Source organism: Mesorhizobium sp. M2E.F.Ca.ET.209.01.1.1, from assembly GCF_004010375.2.
Classification (GTDB): Bacteria; Pseudomonadota; Alphaproteobacteria; order Rhizobiales; family Rhizobiaceae; genus Mesorhizobium.
This window is the reverse complement of sequence record NZ_SADP02000820.1, coordinates 1-318: the sequence shown is the minus strand read 5'-3', so window position 1 is coordinate 318 and position 318 is coordinate 1. Positions and strand designations below refer to the sequence as shown.

Annotated in this window: 1 pseudogene; it reads left to right on the top strand. The window is 62.6% G+C overall.

The features are described from left to right. Positions 1-83: 83 nt before the first annotated feature. A pseudogene (locus EN852_RS38045) lies at positions 84-318 on the top strand (ABC transporter substrate-binding protein); the annotation flags it as partial.

Below are 318 nucleotides of genomic sequence, written 5' to 3'. Positions count from 1 at the left end.
AGAAGGGTGAATCTCCGTCCGGAATTGCTTCGAGGCCTAACAGGACGAGCAGCAGCAGACGTCTGAACACGAGGGAGGAGACCATGAGGAACCTACGCAGCATTGGCATTGCCGCTGGACTGGCGCTGAGCGTCTCCGTTCCGGCGCTCAGCGCTTTCGCTTCCGAACCGACCGTGCCGCCGGTCCCGGCGACGTTTCCGGCCGAGGGCAAGATCAAATACGTGGCGCGCGACTCGGTCCTGGAGTTCAAGGCGCTGCCCGAGTATCACGAGCCCGGCTGGGTGACGGAAAAATACGTCAAGATCGGCAAGCTGCCGC